Origin of the sequence: Phytopseudomonas argentinensis, assembly GCF_900113905.1 — a bacterium.
Classification (GTDB): Bacteria; Pseudomonadota; Gammaproteobacteria; order Pseudomonadales; family Pseudomonadaceae; genus Aquipseudomonas; species Aquipseudomonas argentinensis.
Genome location: NZ_FORC01000002.1, coordinates 119,060 through 134,477 on the forward strand (window position 1 = coordinate 119,060; position 15,418 = coordinate 134,477).

Consider the following 15,418-nt stretch of genomic DNA (forward strand, 5'->3'; position numbering starts at 1 on the left):
GGACACGCCAGCCGGCCGCAGTCTGCCGATCAGGCGCTTTCTGCTCTGGCTTCCTGCTTGCTGGACAGGTCTTTCTCGATCTTCTCGATTTCTTTATCGAATGCCTGATCGAGCAGGCTGGCTTTCTTGCGCCACGGCTTGCGTTCCGGATCCGGTTGGGCGGCGTAGGTGATCACTTCACCGCCGTATACATCCGTGTAACGCTGCGCCTGGCGCTCGAGTTCGGCGCGCAGTTCGTCTTTCGTCACGATAGTTCCCATGGTGTCTGATAGAGAGCGGGCAACAACGCAAGACCGGGCGGTCTCACTGGTACGGTCGCCACATCTTTTTGAAGCCGATGCCCCTAGTAAAGTTCCGGTTATGCGCATGCAATACTGAATGCGGGGCAGGCCGGTGATTATCATCAAGCCAGGCGCAAAGTCCAGCATGACGGCCGGCAAGCGTGAACTGCTCACCTCAGTTCAGGGGGCGATATTGCAGGCTTAGCCTCAGTCGGTGGGTTTGCTTGGTGTGCAGCAGCACCAGGCCGGGTTTGCCGGGCAGGTGGTGGGCATTGACCGGATGGCTCACCGGTTCGAAACAGAAGAACGGTTTGCCTTCAGGGCAGAACAGCAGGTAGATGTCCTGGTCGCTGTCGATCTCCAGGCTATAGCCAGCGTCCGGCTCGACGATCCGCGCCTGGCCGTCCCACCCCATGAAAGCGTTGTCGGTATGCACCGATGGCAGCTCCCGTTGATGGTTGAAGTCCCAGCGTTCGGGCAGCGAGTCCAACCGGGTGGGCAGGCTGTTGGCATCGCAGTGCCAGACCTGAGTCGCGCGGGCCTGCAGGCGTGTATGGGGCGTGCGGGGGAAGTAGGGGTGCAGGCCCAGGCCATGCCATATCGGTGCTTGCGCGCGGTGAGTGACCTGCAGGTCGATCGTCAGGCGGCCTTGGTGCAGCTCGAAGCGTTGCTCGACGCTGTAGGCGAATGGAATCTGGCTGTCGAGGCGCAGCAGTGCCGAGCGCTCGCCGTGCTCGATTACCTGCCAGGCCTGTTGCCAGGCGCTGCCGTGAATCGGCAATGGCGAGTTCTCGGCGTTGGCAGCCAGGGCCAACCAACCCTCGGGGTTGTCGAAACCCCCTTCGCTGATGCGATTGGACCAGGGCGCCAGCGGGTAGCAGCCGAGCTGGCGCGGGGTGCCGGCCTGCAGCGCCTGCTGGTCGGCATGCCGGAGCAGGGCCTGGCCACTCGCGGTGACCGACCAGTTGGCAATCGCGCCGCCAGTGCGCGGTGCCAGGGTAAGCTGGGTGATACCGTCGTGCAGGTGTAAAGTGTCGAGTGGCATGGGCAGTACCTGAGCAGTTAACCCGCCATCAGGCGGCGATAAACGAAGAACGTGTCATCATACAACTCCCTGATATATGATGCGCTTTGGCCATCCAGACGATAGCGATCTCTATGGAAACTCAAAACACGCAGCCACGTGCGCGGCGCAAGCATCGCAGCCTGGCCCAGGAACTGGTCGCGGAGTTGTCCCAGCGCATCCGCGACGGGGTGATCAAGCGTGGTGACAAGTTGCCGACCGAGTCGGCGATCATGGAAGAGCAGGGCGTTAGCCGTACCGTGGTGCGCGAAGCGCTGTCGCGGCTGCAGGCGTCCGGTCTGGTGGAAACCCGCCACGGTATCGGCACCTTCGTGCTGGATACGCCGAACCCCGGAGGTTTCCGCATCGACCCGGCGACCATCGTCACCCTGCGCGAAGTGCTGGCGGTGCTCGAGCTGCGCATCAGCCTGGAAGTCGAATCCGCGGGCCTGGCTGCCCAACGGCGCACGCCCGAGCAACTGGCCTCCATGCGCCAGGCGCTGGATGCGCTGAACGAGGGCGCCGCCCATGAAAGCGATGCGGTGTCGTCGGATTTCCAGTTTCACCTGCAGATCGCCCATGCCACGGGCAACCGTTATTTCACCGATATCATGAGCCACCTGGGCACCAGCATCATTCCACGCACCCGGCTCAATTCGGCGCGTATCGCCCATGACGACCATGCCCACTACATGGCACGCCTGGAGCGTGAGCACGAGCAGATCTTCGAGGCCATCGCCCGCCAGGATTCCGATGCGGCGCGCGCGGCCATGCGCCTGCACCTGACCAATAGCCGCGAACGGCTGCGTCAGGCTCACGAGTCGGCCGAAGTGGCTGCCAAGCAGGCCTGATACCCGCAAGACCTCGAGGGGCCTGGGTGCTGAATCTGCGTTCGTGGATGAGCACCCAGGCCCTTTTTGTTTAGCGCAGGGCCGAGCGCAGCTGATCCTAAATAGATGCTCAGGCGTCCTTGCGATAGGTCAGCAACACGATTCCTGTCAGCACGATCGCGCCGCCGATCATCTGCATGCCGCTGAGTACCTGATCGAGCAGCAGCCAGCCGAACAGCAGGGTGGCGATGGGCTCCATGTTCATCACCGGGGCATTCCTGGCCATGTTCAGGCGCGGCACGGTGACGAACAGCATGCAGAAGGCAATGCCGTAGAGCAGCACCAGGGCGCCCAGGGCGGTCCAGCCGGTGGCATTGGCCGGCAGGTTCATGCCGCCGGGAATCAGGTCGGCGCTGCCGGCCAGGACCATGCTGCTGAACACGATCATCAGGGTCAGCATGCTGCGCACCGAGCCGCGCAGGCTCGACAGCTTGTGATCGGTGATCCACAGCGCGCAGGCAAACACGCAGGCGGCCAGGAAGGAAGCACTCACGCCGACGATCCATTCAGGGCCGGCCTCTTCGCTGGCACCCAGGCGTGCCGGCAGATCCAGGGCGAACACCAGGCCGAGCAGGATCAACCCCATCAGCATCACCGTACGCCGCGTCGGTGCCGAGCCGCCCAACGCCCAGGTGAGCAGGGCGAGGAGGATCGGGAAGGTGTTGCCAATCAGCAGGGCCAGGGCCACCGGGATACGCGCCACAGCTGAATACAGGCAGATGCTCTGGGTGGCGATCAGCAGGCCCAGCAGCAGCTGCCAGCGCCAGGCACCGGGCGGCATCTGCAGGGCCTGGCGCTGCCACAGCACGATGCCGAGCAGCACCAGCATGGTCACGCCGGAACGGCAGAGAATCGCCAGCAGCAGGCCGGTCTCGTTATCGAAGGCGATGCGCGCGGCAATGTGGTTGCCGGCGAAAGAGCAGGCCAGCAATGCCAGGATCAGTACGGCGATATGGCGGGGAAACAGGGCAGGGGATGTCATAAGGCAATTTCCGTATCGTGTTGAACCTTAAGCGCCTGACGGTTCGATCACCGTTCTCGCTGCGCTAAAAAAAACGGCGGATCGCGTTATGCACGCGACCCGCCGCGGGTGGGGCGGTATCAGAGTACGACGCTAGGCAGCCACAGTGAGATTGCCGGGATGTAGGTCACGGCCATCAGCACCATGAACAGGGCTGCGTAGAATGGCAGCAACGCCTTCACGGTGTTCTCGATGGTCACCTTGCCGATGGCGGCGCCGACGAACAGCACGGCGCCAACCGGCGGGGTGATCAGGCCGATACCCAGGTTGACCAGCATGATCATGCCGAAATGCACCGGGTCGACACCGAAGGAGGTCACCACCGGCAGCAGGATCGGCGTGAGGATCAGGATCAGCGGCGCCATGTCCATCAGGGTGCCCAGCGCCAGCAGCATGATGTTGACGCACATCAGGATCACGTAGCGGTTGTCCGACAGGGTCAGGAATGCCGTGGTGATCTTGGTCGGGATCTGCATCAGGGTCATGATGTAGCCGAACGCGGCGGCAAAGGAGATGAGGATCATCACGATCGACAGCGTGCGTACGGTGCGGTGCAGCATCTTCGGCAGTTCACGCCACTTGTAGTCGCGGTAGATGAACATGGTCACGAAGAACGCCCAGATCACCGCCACGGCCGCCGACTCGGTGGCGGTGAACACGCCGGAGAGTATGCCGCCGAGGATGATGAACATGGTCATCATGCCCCACAGGGCTTCGACGCAGATCTTGATCGCCTGGCGCAGCGGGATCACTTCGCCTTTCGGGTAGTTACGCTTCTTGGCGAACCACAGGCACAGGGCGGCCATGGTTGCGCTCATCAGCAAGCCTGGGCCGATACCGGCCATGAACAGCGCGGCGATGGACACCGTGCCGCCAGCGGCCAGGGAGTAAATCACCGAGTTGTGGCTGGGCGGGGTAAGCAGCGCCTGCACCGAACCGGAAACGGTTACGGCCGTGGCGAATTCACGCGGGTAGCCCTTCTTTTCCATTTCCGGGATCAGCACCGAACCCACCGAGGCGGTGTCGGCCAGGGAGGAGCCGGAGATCGCGCCGAAGAAGGTCGAGGCGGTGATGTTGACCAGCGACAGGCCGCCGCGCACGAAGCCGACCAGTACGCCAGCGAAGGCCACCAGGCGACGTGCCATGCCGCCCTCGGCCATGATCGCACCGGCCAGCACGAAGAACGGAATGGCCAGCAGGGAGAACTTGTTCACCCCACCGGCGATCTGGATCATGATCGCCTGCAGCGGGATGTCGATGTACCAGGCGCCGATCAGAGCGGACATGCCGAGTGCATAGGCGACCGGCACGCGCAGAAGGATCAGGGCAAGGAAACTGCCTACGAGAATGGCGGCGTCCATTACACGGCCTCCTTGGCTTCTTCAGCGGCTTCGAAGTTGACGACGCGGCGTTTGTGCTGGTCGCCGTAGAGCAGTTGCTCGATCACGAACAGCAGGGTGATGAAACCGCCTACGGGAATCGGCATGTAGCTGATACCGACGCGCACCGAAGGCAGGGTGCTGAGGAACTGGTTCCAGGTCGCTACGCACAGCTTGTAGCCCCAGATCAGCATGAACAGTGCGATGGCCCCCATGGCCAGGCGCACGAAAAGAGTGATCAGCGGCTGCGCGGAGTGCGGCAGGCGATCGGTCAGTGAGGTCACGGCCATGTGAGCCCCGGCGCGGTAGCTGGCAGCAGCGCCGATAAAGGTGAACACCACCATCAGCATGACGGAGATGGGCTCGGGCCAGCCCAATCCTTGCCCCAGCACATAACGGCTGAAGACGCCCCAGGGGATGATCGTGGCCATGATCACGATCGCCAGGCTGGTGACGATGATGCAGGCACGATAAATGGCGTCATTGACGCCCAGAACCAGATTTTTCATGTGACTTCACCGGAAGGTGTGGAGCCGGCAGGACGCCGGCTCCGTACGCTTGCGCGAGGGATTACTTGACGGCTTCGATGCGCTTGATCAGGTCGGCGTACTGCGCGCCGTACTTCTCACGCACCGGAGCGGTGGCGTCGTAGAAAGGCTTGGTGTCGATTTCGATGAACTCGACGCCTTCGGCCTTGAGCTTCTCGTTGGACGCGTTTTCCTTGGCGACCCACAGATCACGCTCTTCCAGCTGCGCTTCCTTGGCCAGTTTCTTGACCAGGGTCTGCTGCTCCGGAGTCAGCTTCTCCCAGGCGGTCTTGGACATCAGCAGCGGCTCGGGCAGGATCAGGTGGTGCGTCTGGGTGTAGTACTTGGCCACGCGGAAGTGGTTGTGCTCGAGCAGGGTCGGCGAGTTGTTCTCGGCGCCGTCGATCACACCGCTCTGCAGGGCGCTGAAGATTTCACCGGTGTCCATGGCGATGCCGTTGCCGCCCATGGCGTTGAGGGTGTCGATGAACAGCGGGTTGCCGATCACGCGGATCTTCATGCCCTTGAGGTCTTCGATCTTGCGCACCGGCTTCTTGGTGTAGAGGCTGCGGCTGCCGGCTTCCATCCACGCCAGGCCGACCATGTTGAAGTCGGAGTTGGTGATGGAATCGAGGATTTCCTGGCCGATTTCACCGTCCACCACCTTGCGCATGTGGTCGATGTCGCGGAACACGAACGGCATGTTGAAGACGTTGGTGGCCGGCACCACCGAGCCGACCGAACCGAGGCTGACGCGGGTCAGCTGTACGGCCCCGATCTGGGTCTGTTCGATCACTTCCTTCTCGGAGCCCAGTACGCCGCCAGCGAACATGCGCGATTTGATCTCGCCATTGGTGGCGGTATCGAGTTTCTTGCCGAGGTTTTCCATGGCCACCACGGTCGGGTAACCGGCAGGGTGGATTTCAGCGATCTTCAGGGTGATGTCGGCCTGGGCCAGGCTGGACAAGCCGAGTGCCAGCGGGAGTGCGGCGATGAGCAACTTGCGCTTGAAGTTCATGTGAAGCTCCGTTTTGTTGTTGTTGGTGTGCAGCATTGTGTAGCGTCTGGCGCCTCTCGAGTCGCTGGGGACCGGATGGGTGTCAGTGTCCGAACGGGGTTTCTGCAAGGCCACTGACGCCGGGTTGCAGAGCGAAAACGCCGCCGGCCAGTGGTTGATCGTCCAGGTTGCCGCCCGGGCGAATCGAGGTGACGAACAGGGTGTCCAGATTGGTGCCACCAAAGGCGCACATGGTCGGCTTCTTCACCGGCACTTCCAGCGAGCGATCGAGACGCCCGGCCGGGGTGAAGCGGTGAATCAGGCCGGCATCGTTGCCACAGATCCAGTAGCAGCCATCGGCGTCCACCGCGGCGCCATCCGGGCGGCCGGGGTAGTCGTTCATGTCGACGAACAGGCGGCGGTTGTGCGGTGTGCCGCTGTCGATGTCGTAATCGAAGGCCCAGATTGCCTGCACCGAAGGATGCGAGTCAGACAGGTACATGATGCGCCCGTCCGGGCTGAAGCCCAGGCCGTTGGGCACGATCAGCTCGTCGAGCAGCACCGGCAGGGTGGCCTGGCCGGCGCCGTCATAGCGATACAGCGCGCCGACACTGGCGCCGGCGGCCATGTCCATCAGCATGCTGCCGGCCCAGAAGCGCCCCTGGCGGTCGCAGCGACCATCGTTGAAGCGCATCTGCTCGCGAGCATGGCTGACCTCGACCAGGCGTTCGCCGCTCAGGCGGCCGTCTTGGCCGGCGGTCAGTTGGAAGATGCCGCTCTGCATGCCGGCGACCCAGCTGCCATCGGCGCGCTGGGCGATACAGGCGAGCATTTCGTCGGCTTCCCAGCTTTGCGTGCTGGCGTCCGCCAGGCTCCAGCGATACAGGCGCTTGTTGGGAATGTCGGCCCAGTACAGGGCCTGATCCCACGGGCTCCATACCGGGCTTTCGCCTACGGCATTGCGGGCGTCGAGAATAAGTTCGGCTTGCTTGGGCATATCCGACCTCTTGTTATTGTTATCGAGGGAGGCGCGGGATCAGTCGTCGCCGAACGGGCCGGCTGCCGTGAAGGCGCCACCGTGATAAAGGGCGTTGGGATCGTCTGCCGGCACTGGAGGCTGGGCCTCGACCTTGTCGCGGAAGACTTCCGAGGTGTCCTTGGGTTCGAAGCCCAAGTGGGCGGCCTTACTGTTGTCCCACCAGACGGTCTTGTTGGCCGAGGCGCCGTAAACCACGGTGTGGCCGACGTCTGGTGTGGTGAGGCCGCGTTCGATCAGTTGCACCAGGTCGTCGTAGCTGAGCCAGGTGCTCATCATGCGGCGGTTGAGCGGCTCGGTGAACGAGGAGCCGATGCGGATGCTGACCGTCTCGATGCCGTAGCGATCGAAGTAGAAGCTGGCCATGTCCTCGCCGTAGGACTTCGACAGGCCGTAGTAGCCATCCGGGCGCCGCGGGGCGTTGGCGTCGATGGTGTCGGTCTGTTTGTGGAAGCCGATGACATGGTTGGAGCTGGCGAAGATCACGCGTTTGACGCCATGGCGACGCGCCGCTTCATAGATATGGAATACGCCACTGATGTTCGGGCCGAGGATTTCCTCGAACGGTCGCTCCACCGAAACCCCACCAAAGTGCAGGATGGCGTCGACACCTTCGACCAGCTGATGAACGGCCTGCTTGTCGGCCAGATCGCAGATCTGCACTTCGATGTGCGGGCCTTCGGCCGGCGCCATTTCGGCGATGTCGGAAAGGCGCAGAATTTCGGTCAGTGGCTGCAGGCGCTCGCGCAGCACTTTGCCCAATCCGCCTGCCGCGCCAGTGAGCAGCAGGCGATGGAAGGGCGGTTGCGCATTGGAAGTGGTAGTCATGGCGTAAGCGGTCTCTGGTTTGTTTTTATGGAGAGCTTGTTATCGGTTGTCGTATGACGTGAGAGGATTATCAACAGCCTCCGATTGCGCTGTCAACGCGATGCCAAAAAAAACCTCTGCACTTCAGGTCAATCCCCAAGAGGCTGTCAGCCGCGCGTCGAGGCTGCATTTGTCGGGCTTTTCAAGGTGCGTAAAATGACCGTCCGGTCACCGCCGTTTGCGAGACAATCAAGACGCTATTGCCTTTAATGACCGTTGCAGAAGCAGTAAAAGGTTGAATGGGGTATGGTTTTACTGATTGTCGTACGATAACGTATCTCTACCAGCCAGCGGCTGCTTCTTTTCCACACGTGCTACAGGTATTCGAAGAATGACCCCACAAGAATTAAAAACCGTCCTCTCCTCCGGTCTGCTGTCCTTCCCGCTGACCGATTTCGATGCCCAAGGCGAATTCAATCCTGCAGGCTACGTGCGCCGCCTCGAGTGGCTGGCCCCTTATGGTGCGACCGCGCTGTTCGCCGCCGGCGGTACCGGTGAATTCTTCTCCCTGGCGGCCGACGAGTATTCGTCGGTGATCAAGACCGCCGTCGATACCTGCGCCGGCAGCGTGCCGATTCTGGCTGGCGTCGGTGGCTCGACTCGCCAGGCCATCCAGTACGCCCAGGAAGCCGAGCGCCTGGGCGCCAAGGGCCTGCTGTTGCTGCCGCACTACCTGACCGAAGCCTCCCAGGAGGGCGTTGCCGCCCACGTCGAGCAGGTCTGCAAATCGGTGAAGATCGGCGTGGTGGTCTACAACCGCAACGTCTGCCGCCTGACCGCGCCGCTGCTCGAGCAACTGGCCGAGCGTTGCCCGAACCTGATCGGCTACAAGGACGGCCTGGGCGACATCGAGCTGATGGTATCGATCCGCCGTCGCCTGGGCGATCGCTTCAGCTACCTTGGCGGCCTGCCGACCGCGGAAGTCTACGCCGCGGCCTACAAGGCCCTGGGCGTGCCGGTCTATTCCTCGGCGGTGTTCAACTTCATACCGAAAACCGCGATGGACTTCTACCACGCCATCGCCAAGGACGATCACGCCACCGTCGGCAAGATCATCGACGACTTCTTCCTGCCGTACCTGGACATCCGTAACCGCAAGGCCGGTTACGCGGTAAGCATCGTCAAGGCGGGCGCGAAGATCTCCGGCTACGATGCCGGCCCGGTTCGTGCCCCACTGACCGACTTGCTGCCGGACGAGTACGAGAAGCTGGCCGCACTGATCAAGGCGCAAGGCGCGCAATAAGCACCTGCACCGTCTCTCGAAAGGGCCGCTGTTTACAGCGGCCTTTTTGCATCCCAAGGCTTCTAGCCATCCAGAGTAGTTGGAGCCTGTGGGAGCGGGCCATGCCCGCGATGCGATTTGATGGACAGCTACCTGGCCGGGTAAGGCCTGTGCTAACGGAGGCGACAGCAGTGCTTGGGTTTGTCGCGATCACTCAGGCTTCTACGATCTGCCGGCATTTCTGCAGAACACCCGGATAAATCCCTGCAGCGACCGGAAAACGATTCTGGAAGGCTTGGCTTTTTTACAGTTGTACGATAACGTATGACTTCATCTGGTCGGCAACGACCCCCTAACGTTTTCCTCCATGGGTGTAAGAAGAATGACTCCACAAGAACTAAAAACCGTCCTTTCCTCCGGCCTGCTGTCCTTCCCGCTGACCGACTTCGACGCCGCGGGTGAATTCAACCCGGCCGGCTATGTTCGTCGTCTGGAGTGGCTGGCTCCTTACGGCGCCACCGCGCTGTTCGCCGCTGGCGGTACCGGTGAATTCTTCTCCCTGGCTGCCGACGAGTATTCGTCGGTGATCAAGACCGCCGTCGATACCTGCGCCGGCAGCGTGCCGATTCTGGCTGGCGTCGGTGGCTCGACTCGCCAGGCCATCCAGTACGCCCAGGAAGCCGAGCGCCTGGGCGCCAAGGGCCTGCTGTTGCTGCCGCACTACCTGACCGAAGCCTCCCAGGAGGGCGTTGCCGCCCACGTCGAGCAGGTCTGCAAATCGGTGAATATCGGCGTGGTGGTCTACAACCGCAACGTCTGCCGCCTGACCGCGCCGCTGCTCGAACAATTGGCTGAGCGTTGCCCGAACCTGATCGGCTACAAGGACGGCCTGGGCGATATCGAACTGATGGTGTCGATCCGTCGTCGCCTGGGCGAGCGCCTGACCTACCTGGGCGGCCTGCCGACCGCGGAAGTCTACGCCGCGGCCTACAAGGCCCTGGGCGTGCCGGTCTACTCCTCGGCGGTGTTCAATTTCATCCCGAAAACCGCGATGGACTTCTACCGGGCGATCGCCAAGGAAGATCATGCCACCGTGGCCAAGATCATCGATGACTTCTTCTTGCCCTACCTGGATATCCGTAACCTGAAATCCGGCTATGCGGTGAGTATCGTCAAGGCGGGCGCGAAGATCGCCGGTTACGATGCCGGCCCGGTTCGTGCGCCGCTCACCGACCTGCTGCCGGCCGAGTACGAAAAACTGGCAGCATTGATCGACGCCCAGGGCGCGCAATAAGCGTCCCGCCGTTGGTGGCATAACGAAGCCCGGGCCTTTGCCCGGGCTTTTGCGTTTATCGGCCAGCAGCCGTTTGCGGCCCAATCTCTAGTTACTGCCGGGTGTGCTGGTTAAGATGCGGCTTCTCTCGCACAACCCGCGGCCCGTCATGGCAAAGAAATCTTCTCGCGTTTCATCTTCCGGCACGCCATCGAGCAAGGGCGCGAGCGTGACGCTGATCGATGTGGCCAAGGTCGCCGGTGTTTCGCCGATCACCGTGTCGCGTGCGTTGCACCGGCCCGAAGTGGTCAGCGAGGACGCTCGCAAGAAGGTGCTCGAGGCGGTGCGGGTGACTGGTTATGTGCCAAACATGTTGGCCGGCGGCCTGGCCTCGAACAAGAGCCGGCTGGTCGCCATCTTCGTGCCGACCATCGCGCACTCGATCTTTGCCGAAACCGTGCAGTCGCTGATGGATCACCTGACCGCAGCGGGCTATCAGACCATGATCGGTCTGACCGGCTATAGCGCAGAGCAGGAAGAGCACCTGCTCGGCGCGGTGCTGGGCCGGCGCCCGGATGGAATCGTACTCACCGGCACTCTGCATACCGAGCAGAGCCGGCTGCGCCTGCAGGCAGCGGGCATTCCGGTGGTCGAGGCCTGGGATCTCAGCGCGTCGCCCATCGACATGCAGGTGGGCTTTTCCCACGAGAAGGTTGGCCAGGCGATTGCCAATCACCTGCACGGCAAGGGCTATCGCCGTTTCGCCATCGTTTCGGTCGACGATTCCCGAGCGCTCAAGCGCGGCAGCAGCGTGATCGATCAGCTCAGAACACTGGGCATTGATGAGGTGCCCATGGCAGTGCTCGCCGCGCCGGCCACCCTGCAAAGCGGAAGGGAAGGGCTGCGCCAGCTGCTCGCCGACGGCCATGCACCGCAGGTGATCGTGTGCAGTTCCGACACCGTGGCCCAAGGCATCCTGGCGGAGGCGGCGAGCAGGGGCATCGCCGTGCCTGGCCAGCTGGCCGTGATGGGCTTTGGTGACTTGTCCAGCGCTGCCCACCTTCACCCGGCGCTTTCCACTGTGAACGTCGATGGTCGGCGCATGGGCAAGCAAGTTGCCAGCGCGTTGCTGCAGCGTTTTCGCGAGGGCAACGAACAGCAACCGGTACGGCTGGACAGCGGTTTCACGCTGATTGACCGGGAAACCACCTGAGCGAATTCGCACCTCGTCAGACAACTGACAACAAACTAATATTTTGCTTGAATGATTGCGCAATCATAGTAAAGTCAGTCTTGTAGCGAACTGCATGACGGCTTGTTTCCTGGTGGATTGATTGCGCAATCATGGATTGCTGATCAGCGCAGGAGACGCTGTCAGCCAATAAGGATAATAAAGCCGTGAAAAACAGTATCCGCACACCCGTCCCATGCCCCCATACGGGCAGCTTGCGCATGTCCCTGTCTGCGACCAACGCCTCGAGACCCTATCCGGGTGTCGCGACGGCTGCTGCCACGAGCTAGCCGGCCAGACCCAACCCTGTTTCAGACTTCATGACCCCGCCCTTGGGCGGCTGGCGCGTCCGCACGCGCCTGTCAGTAATAAAAATAACATTGAGGTGAGATCTCCATGGGAGACGCAAAGAAAACCCACGTCCGGTACCTGATACTGCTGATGCTGTTTCTGGTCACCACCATCAACTACGCCGACCGCGCCACCATTTCCATCGCTGGCTCCAGCATGCAGAAGGATCTGGGCATCGACGCGGTAACCCTCGGCTATATCTTTTCCGCTTTCGGCTGGGCCTATGTGATCGGGCAGATCCCGGGTGGCTGGCTGCTCGACCGTTTCGGTTCCAAGCGCGTGTATGCCGCGGGCATCTTCATCTGGTCGCTGTTCACCCTGCTGCAGGGCTTCGTCGGCATGATGCCGGTGGCCTGGGCGGTGGTGACCCTGTTCGTGCTGCGCTTCATGGTCGGCTTCGCCGAGGCACCGTCGTTCCCGGGTAACGCGCGTATCGTCGCGGCCTGGTTCCCGACGGCAGAGCGGGGCACCGCGTCGGCAATCTTCAACTCGGCGCAGTATTTCGCTACCGCACTGTTCGCGCCGTTGATGGGCTGGATCGTCTATTCGTTCGGTTGGGAACATGTGTTCGTGGTCATGGGCGTGCTGGGTATCGTCTTCGCCGGCATCTGGATGAAGACCATCTACAACCCCAAGGAACACCCCCGTGTCAGCGCCGCCGAAATCGAGCATATCGCCAATAACGGTGGTCTGGTCGACATGGATCAGGCCAACAAGGGCAAGGGCGGGCCGAAGTGGAATTACATCGCTCAGCTGCTGACCAATCGCATGATGGTCGGCGTATACCTGGGCCAGTACTGCATCAACGCCATCACCTACTTCTTCCTCACCTGGTTCCCGGTCTACCTGGTGCAGGAGCGCGGCATGACCATTCTCAAGGCCGGCTTCATCGCCTCCCTGCCGGCGATCATGGGTTTTGTCGGTGGCGTGCTCGGCGGGGTGATCTCCGATTGGCTGCTGCGTCGCGGTCACAGCCTGACCCTGGCGCGCAAGCTGCCGATCGTCTGCGGGCTGATGCTGTCGACCAGCATGGTGCTGTGCAACTACGTGTCGGCCGAGTGGATGGTGGTCGGTTTCATGACCCTGGCGTTCTTCGGCAAGGGCCTCGGCGCCCTCGGCTGGGCCGTGGTGTCGGACACCTCGCCCAAGCAGATCGCCGGCCTGTCCGGCGGCCTGTTCAACACCTTCGGCAATATCGCCTCGATCACCACACCAATCGTCATCGGCTACATCATCAGCGCCACCGGCTCGTTCAAGTGGGCACTGGTGTACGTGGGCGCCAACGCCCTGGTCGCGGTGTTCAGCTACCTGTTCATCGTCGGTCGCATTCAGCGTGTGGTGCTCAAGGATGAGCATGGACAGGCGATCAACGATCAGGCTTCGCCTGCCTCGGCAAGCTGAACCCGCTCACGGCTTCGCCTGGCAGGCGAAGCCGTGAAGCCGTTTCTACAACAAGAAAAGGATTAGCCCCATGGATCTCATTCAACATCAGGACTCGCCGCGATACATCCGCCTGCACGCCGACGACAATGTCGGCGTGGTGGTCAACGAGCAGGGAGTGGCAGCCGGTGGCCGTTTCGCCGATGGCCTGGAGGCGCTTGAGGGAATTCCGCAGAGCCACAAGGTATCGCTGGTGGCGATCCCCGAAGGCGGCAACGTGGTGCGCTACGGCGAAGTGATCGGCTATGCCCTGAATCCCATTGCTGCGGGCACCTGGGTAACCGAGGCGCTGCTGCGCATGCCCGAGCCGCCAGTGCTGGACAACCTGCCCAAGGCGACCATCAAGACCCCGGCGCCCGAGCCGCTGGAGGGCTACACCTTCGAAGGTTTCCGCAACCCCGACGGCAGCGTCGGCACGCGCAACATCCTCGGCGTGACCACCACGGTGCAGTGCGTGGTGGGCGTGCTCGACCATTGTGTCGACCGGGTGCGCAAGGAAATCCTGCCCAAGTACCCGAACGTCGACGACGTGGTGCCGCTGTCGCACAGCTATGGTTGCGGCGTGGCGATCAACGCGCCGGACGCCGTGGTGCCGATCCGCACCCTCTACAACATCAGCCGCAACCCCAACCTGGGCGGCCAGGCCCTGGTGATCAGCCTGGGCTGCGAAAAGCTGCAGGCCAACCAGCTGATGGATGGCGACCCGCTCACCAACGGCATGGACGAGGAGGAATGGTTGTTCCGCCTGCAGGACTCCAGCACCGGCTTCACCGGCATGGTCGAAGAGATCATGGCGATGATCGAGACGCGCCTGAAGGTGCTCGACCAGCGTCGCCGCGAAACCTGTCCGGCCAGCGAGCTGGTGGTGGGCATGCAGTGCGGTGGCAGTGACGCCTTTTCCGGCATCACCGCCAACCCGGCGCTGGGTGTGGCGGCCGACCTGCTGGTGCGGGCCGGCGCCACGGTGATGTTCTCGGAAAACACCGAAGTGCGCGACGGTATTCATCTGCTCACGCCACGTGCGGCCAGCGTGGAGGTCGCCGATGCACTGATCCGCGAGATGGATTGGTACGACCGCTACCTGGAACGCGGCATGGCCGACCGCAGTGCCAACACCACCCCCGGCAACAAGAAGGGTGGCCTGAACAACATCGTCGAGAAGGCCATGGGCTCCATTGCCAAGTCCGGCAACAGCCCGATTGCCGGGGTGGTCGCGCCAGGCGAGCGGATCCGCGGCAAGGGCCTGTGGTTCTGCGCCACGCCGGCCAGCGACTTCATTTGCGGCACCCTGCAACTGGCCGCCGGCATGAACCTGCACATCTTCACCACCGGCCGCGGTACGCCTTACGGGCTGTCCATGGTGCCGGTGATCAAGGTGGCCACGCGTACCCAGCTGGCTGAGCGCTGGCCGGACCTGATCGACGTGGATGCCGGGCAGATCACTTCCGGGCGCATGACGCTCGATGAAATGGGCTGGCACATCTTCCAGCTCTATCTGGATGTCGCCAGTGGCAAGAAGCAGACCTGGGCAGAGAAGCATCGTCTGCACAATGACCTGGTGCTGTTCAATCCCGCTCCGGTGACCTGAGAGCCCGCTCCAAGTCAGCTGCGCGTCGGCCCTGCGGCGTTAAAAACAGGCTCGGAAGCCGCTTGCGGCTAACGTGCTTTAGCGCGGCTCTGAAGGAGCGAGCGGAGCGAGAGTACAGTCGGCCGCGGCCCCTGCCGCTTCCCCGCCTGTTTTTGCGGGGCCGCCTAGGCCTAGTAGGGCTCTAGCTCGCAAGACTTGAAGGGGGTTCTTTTCCGAGGAGATGCCGAGCCGCGTTGCGTTCGCCCGTGCCAC

Annotated in this window: 15 protein-coding genes; 6 read left to right on the plus strand and 9 right to left on the minus strand. The window is 62.5% G+C overall.

What is annotated here, in order from left to right; all coding sequences use genetic code 11:
• Positions 1-29: 29 nt before the first annotated feature.
• Positions 30-248, minus strand: coding sequence for a hypothetical protein (locus BM154_RS09070; RefSeq protein WP_074882546.1), 219 nt, complete (start codon positions 246-248; stop codon positions 30-32).
• 208 nt (positions 249-456) lie between these two features.
• Complete coding sequence (locus BM154_RS09075) at positions 457-1,326, minus strand: aldose 1-epimerase (RefSeq protein ID WP_074882547.1); 870 nt, start codon at positions 1,324-1,326, stop codon at positions 457-459.
• 113 nt (positions 1,327-1,439) lie between these two features.
• Between BM154_RS09075 and BM154_RS09080 the strand changes: the two genes are divergently transcribed.
• Positions 1,440-2,195, plus strand: coding sequence for a FadR/GntR family transcriptional regulator (locus BM154_RS09080; protein WP_070887592.1), 756 nt, complete (start codon positions 1,440-1,442; stop codon positions 2,193-2,195).
• A 109-nt stretch (positions 2,196-2,304) separates the two neighbouring features.
• On the opposite strand, the gene BM154_RS09085 is transcribed toward BM154_RS09080, so the two are convergent.
• From BM154_RS09085 to BM154_RS09110, 6 genes are all read right to left on the minus strand, one after another.
• The gene (locus BM154_RS09085) at positions 2,305-3,216 is read right to left on the minus strand and encodes an EamA family transporter (protein WP_074882548.1); all 912 of its coding nucleotides are present in this window, start codon (positions 3,214-3,216) and stop codon (positions 2,305-2,307) included.
• 119 nt (positions 3,217-3,335) lie between these two features.
• Entirely contained in the window at positions 3,336-4,616 is a 1,281-nt protein-coding gene (locus BM154_RS09090) for a TRAP transporter large permease (RefSeq protein WP_074882549.1), read from the minus strand.
• Positions 4,616-5,143, minus strand: coding sequence for a TRAP transporter small permease (locus tag BM154_RS09095; protein WP_074882550.1), 528 nt, complete (start codon positions 5,141-5,143; stop codon positions 4,616-4,618). The genes BM154_RS09090 and BM154_RS09095 overlap by 1 nt, the downstream gene beginning before the upstream one ends.
• Before the next feature lie 61 nt (positions 5,144-5,204).
• The gene (locus BM154_RS09100; RefSeq protein ID WP_074885222.1) at positions 5,205-6,179 is read right to left on the minus strand and encodes a TRAP transporter substrate-binding protein; all 975 of its coding nucleotides are present in this window, start codon (positions 6,177-6,179) and stop codon (positions 5,205-5,207) included.
• 82 nt (positions 6,180-6,261) lie between these two features.
• On the minus strand, positions 6,262-7,155 hold the full coding sequence (locus BM154_RS09105; RefSeq protein WP_074882551.1) for an SMP-30/gluconolactonase/LRE family protein: 894 nt from the start codon (positions 7,153-7,155) through the stop codon (positions 6,262-6,264).
• A gap of 39 nt (positions 7,156-7,194) precedes the next feature.
• Positions 7,195-8,022, minus strand: a complete 828-nt coding sequence (locus BM154_RS09110) for an NAD-dependent epimerase/dehydratase family protein (RefSeq protein WP_074882552.1) — start codon at positions 8,020-8,022, stop codon at positions 7,195-7,197.
• A gap of 370 nt (positions 8,023-8,392) precedes the next feature.
• Here BM154_RS09110 and kdgD (BM154_RS09115) point away from each other — a divergent pair, with 370 nt between their 5' ends.
• The 3 genes from kdgD (BM154_RS09115) to BM154_RS09125 all read left to right on the plus strand — a co-directional run bounded on the left by kdgD (BM154_RS09115) (position 8,393) and on the right by BM154_RS09125 (position 11,769).
• The gene (kdgD, locus tag BM154_RS09115; RefSeq protein ID WP_074882553.1) at positions 8,393-9,304 is read left to right on the plus strand and encodes a 5-dehydro-4-deoxyglucarate dehydratase; all 912 of its coding nucleotides are present in this window, start codon (positions 8,393-8,395) and stop codon (positions 9,302-9,304) included.
• Positions 9,305-9,665: 361 nt separating this feature from the next.
• Positions 9,666-10,577: a 5-dehydro-4-deoxyglucarate dehydratase gene (gene kdgD / locus BM154_RS09120; protein WP_074882554.1), complete on the plus strand. Its 912-nt coding sequence runs from the start codon at positions 9,666-9,668 to the stop codon at positions 10,575-10,577.
• 148 nt (positions 10,578-10,725) lie between these two features.
• Positions 10,726-11,769, plus strand: a complete 1,044-nt coding sequence (locus BM154_RS09125; protein WP_074882555.1) for a LacI family DNA-binding transcriptional regulator — start codon at positions 10,726-10,728, stop codon at positions 11,767-11,769.
• A 16-nt stretch (positions 11,770-11,785) separates the two neighbouring features.
• Here the strand turns inward: BM154_RS09125 and BM154_RS23800 are convergent, their stop codons facing one another.
• On the minus strand, positions 11,786-12,010 hold the full coding sequence (locus tag BM154_RS23800) for a hypothetical protein (RefSeq protein WP_139225423.1): 225 nt from the start codon (positions 12,008-12,010) through the stop codon (positions 11,786-11,788).
• Between the two features lie 173 nt (positions 12,011-12,183).
• Here BM154_RS23800 and BM154_RS09130 point away from each other — a divergent pair, with 173 nt between their 5' ends.
• Both BM154_RS09130 and garD read left to right on the plus strand, forming a co-directional pair.
• Positions 12,184-13,539, plus strand: coding sequence for an MFS transporter (locus tag BM154_RS09130; RefSeq protein WP_074882556.1), 1,356 nt, complete (start codon positions 12,184-12,186; stop codon positions 13,537-13,539).
• Between the two features lie 70 nt (positions 13,540-13,609).
• On the plus strand, positions 13,610-15,166 hold the full coding sequence (gene garD / locus BM154_RS09135; RefSeq protein WP_074882557.1) for a galactarate dehydratase: 1,557 nt from the start codon (positions 13,610-13,612) through the stop codon (positions 15,164-15,166).
• Positions 15,167-15,418: the final 252 nt, after the last annotated feature.

Excerpts from the sequence above, each read along its gene's own strand:
- BM154_RS09075 (WP_074882547.1), bottom strand. The coding sequence starts at position 1,326 with ATGCCACTCGACACTTTACACCTGCACGACGGTATCACCCAGCTTACC.
- BM154_RS09080 (WP_070887592.1), top strand. The coding sequence starts at position 1,440 with ATGGAAACTCAAAACACGCAGCCACGTGCGCGGCGCAAGCATCGCAGC.
- BM154_RS09085 (WP_074882548.1), bottom strand. The coding sequence starts at position 3,216 with ATGACATCCCCTGCCCTGTTTCCCCGCCATATCGCCGTACTGATCCTG.
- BM154_RS09090 (WP_074882549.1), bottom strand. The coding sequence starts at position 4,616 with ATGGACGCCGCCATTCTCGTAGGCAGTTTCCTTGCCCTGATCCTTCTG.
- BM154_RS09095 (WP_074882550.1), bottom strand. The coding sequence starts at position 5,143 with ATGAAAAATCTGGTTCTGGGCGTCAATGACGCCATTTATCGTGCCTGC.
- BM154_RS09100 (WP_074885222.1), bottom strand. The coding sequence starts at position 6,179 with ATGAACTTCAAGCGCAAGTTGCTCATCGCCGCACTCCCGCTGGCACTC.
- BM154_RS09105 (WP_074882551.1), bottom strand. The coding sequence starts at position 7,155 with ATGCCCAAGCAAGCCGAACTTATTCTCGACGCCCGCAATGCCGTAGGC.
- BM154_RS09110 (WP_074882552.1), bottom strand. The coding sequence starts at position 8,022 with ATGACTACCACTTCCAATGCGCAACCGCCCTTCCATCGCCTGCTGCTC.
- kdgD (WP_074882553.1), top strand. The coding sequence starts at position 8,393 with ATGACCCCACAAGAATTAAAAACCGTCCTCTCCTCCGGTCTGCTGTCC.
- kdgD (WP_074882554.1), top strand. The coding sequence starts at position 9,666 with ATGACTCCACAAGAACTAAAAACCGTCCTTTCCTCCGGCCTGCTGTCC.
- BM154_RS09125 (WP_074882555.1), top strand. The coding sequence starts at position 10,726 with ATGGCAAAGAAATCTTCTCGCGTTTCATCTTCCGGCACGCCATCGAGC.
- BM154_RS23800 (WP_139225423.1), bottom strand. The coding sequence starts at position 12,010 with ATGCGCAAGCTGCCCGTATGGGGGCATGGGACGGGTGTGCGGATACTG.
- BM154_RS09130 (WP_074882556.1), top strand. The coding sequence starts at position 12,184 with ATGGGAGACGCAAAGAAAACCCACGTCCGGTACCTGATACTGCTGATG.
- garD (WP_074882557.1), top strand. The coding sequence starts at position 13,610 with ATGGATCTCATTCAACATCAGGACTCGCCGCGATACATCCGCCTGCAC.